Origin of the sequence: Nocardioides sp., assembly GCF_036405735.1 — a bacterium.
Taxonomy (GTDB): domain Bacteria; phylum Actinomycetota; class Actinomycetes; order Propionibacteriales; family Nocardioidaceae; genus Nocardioides.
The window spans coordinates 1-2,204 of record NZ_DASWXC010000040.1 but is presented as its reverse complement, the minus strand read 5'-3'; the positions used below and the strand labels follow the sequence as shown (position 1 = coordinate 2,204).

The following is a 2,204-nucleotide window of genomic DNA, read 5'->3' as shown; positions in this document are numbered from 1 at the left end:
GGGCGACCCTGCTGACGTATTTCTACGCCATCCCCGGACGACTCGTCGCGAAGGTCTGGTTCTGGCTCAACTACGTCGTGTTCGCCGTCCTCGCCGGTTTCGGGCTCGGCGCCGCGGGCGGGGCACTGGGCGGAAGGACAGGAGCGCAGGCCGCAGGGTGCCTGATCGGCCCGATCGTCCGGCTGTTTCCGATCATGTGGATGCTGTTCCTCGCCTGGGCTTTGTACTCCATCCACCCCGCACTGCTGCTCCTCTTCGCGATCCCGTACGTGCTCGCATGGTTCGGCCGGTACGGCGAGAAATACGCCGACCGCGTTGCCGCCGATCTCGGATACGGCCAGCCGCTGATCGAGGTGCTCTACGGCTGGCTCAACGCGGGCCACGATGCGGCTCGAAAGCAGCAGGGATGGCGGGCCAACCTGTTCTCCACTCACCCTTCCTGCGCCTCCCGCATCCAGGCGCTGGAGAAGCGGCTCTACGGCCGCACCCAGATCGGAGGAAGCGCATGAAGTGGCTCCCCCGCAGGAGGAACCCCCGGATCGAGCCGACCGTCAAGGAACTCGGGGCCTGACCCCGGTGCTTGGACACGCTGAATCCAGCACCTGGTGCTGGGGAAGCGAGATGATCCGAGAACTATGGCCAGGAAGAACTACTCCGAGGAGTTCCGTCGCCAGGCCGTCGACTTGTACGAGTCCACCCCGGGCGCCACGGTCCGCGGCATTGCCGAGGATCTCGGCATCGTGCGCGGCACGCTGCGGCACTGGCTCGAGGTCTACGGGACCGGCAAGAAGACCGCCGCTGACGGGACGTTGACCTCCAACCCGCTGCAGTCCAAGACCACGACGAAGTCCATGGCGGCGGGGCCCGCCGAGGAGACGCCGGAACAGAAAATCGCTCGACTTGAGGCCGAGAACGCGGCGTTGCGCGCCGAGACCACGAAGCTCACCACCGAGCGGGAAATCTTGCAGCGGGCGGCCAAGTATTTCGCCGGGGAGACGCGCTGGTGAGTCGCTTCCAGTTCGTCGCCGACAACTCCGCCACCTTCGCCGATCGCGGCGGGGTGAAGCGACTGTGCGAGCTCGTCGAGGTCGAGCGCTCGTCCTACTACGCCTGGCTCAACGCCGCCCCGGCACGCGAGGAGCGGGCCCGGGCCGATGCTGAGCTCGCGGCGCGGATCAGGGCCGTTCATGCCGAGGACAACACCTGCGGTGCGCCGCGGATCACCGCCGAGCTCAACGACAACGCCCCTGCCGGTGGCCGCGTGAACCACAAGCGCGTGGCCAGGGTGATGCGGCTCGAGGGCATCCGTGGCTATGTGAAGAAGCGCCGGGTGCGGACCACGGTCCCCGAACCGTCGGGGCAGAAGTACCCCGACCTGCTCAAGCGTGACTTCACCGCCGAGGCGCCGAACCGGCGCTACGTCGGGGACATCACCTATCTGCCGCTGTCCGACGGGACGAACCTGTACCTGGCCACCGTGATCGACTGCTACAGCCGCCGACTCACCGGGTGGGCGATCGCCGACCACATGCGCACCGAACTCGTCGAGGACGCGTTGAAGGCAGCCGCCGCGACCCGGGGCAGCCTCAAGGGCGCGATCTTCCACAGCGACCACGGCTCGGTCTACTGCTCCAAGACCTACGCCAAGCTCTGCAAGAAACTCGGTGTCACCCAGTCCATGGGCGCTGTCGGCTCCTCGGCCGACAACGCGCTCGCCGAGTCGTTCAACGCCACCATGAAGCGCGAGGTCCTCCAAGACGCCGCCTGCTGGAGCGACGAGCTGACCTGCCGCCGGCAGGTCTTCAAGTGGCTCGTCCGCTACAACACTCGCCGCCGTCACACCTGGTGCGGCTACCTATCCCCGTCCACCTACGAGGCCCAGCGGGCCGCTACGCTGCCGACCGCCGCGTAATCACACCCCGTGTCCAAGATCCGGGGGTAGGGCCCTGTCGCGGTCGTCCAGAGCAGGTTCCAGGCCGGTGCCCATGCCCAGTTGAGGGGTAAGTGCGTGACGAGGCGTCGGCCGGTGGCCGCGATCCGCGCCGGGATATTGATGATCCGTCTGCGCAGGGTGGCCCAGCTGACGGTGCGCATGTCGGCGGCGACGGCGCTTGCGCGGGCGAGGTTGAACGCGATCACCGCGCAGGAGACCCATGCGGCGTTGGCTGCGTACCTGCCGGATGGCAGGTGCGCGAGAGGGCCGT

General features: G+C 67.7%; 2 protein-coding genes and 1 pseudogene. 2 read left to right on the top strand and 1 reads right to left on the bottom strand.

Features of this window, described 5'->3' with window-relative positions:
* A partial coding sequence (locus tag VGE38_RS06060; RefSeq protein ID WP_331141640.1) for a M48 family metalloprotease occupies positions 1 to 509 on the top strand: 509 nt, incomplete at its 5' end.
* Between the two features lie 126 nt (positions 510 to 635).
* Positions 636 to 1,912 (top strand): IS3 family transposase gene (locus tag VGE38_RS06055; protein ID WP_331141639.1). Its coding sequence is split into 2 segments (ribosomal slippage): positions 636 to 987 and positions 987 to 1,912, totalling 1,278 coding nucleotides; the frame shifts between segments, so codons are not numbered across the junction.
* Here the strand turns inward: VGE38_RS06055 and VGE38_RS17570 are convergent.
* Positions 1,870 to 2,204, bottom strand: a pseudogene (locus VGE38_RS17570) (hypothetical protein); the annotation flags it as partial. The gene VGE38_RS06055 and the pseudogene VGE38_RS17570 sit on opposite strands and share 43 nt — an antisense overlap.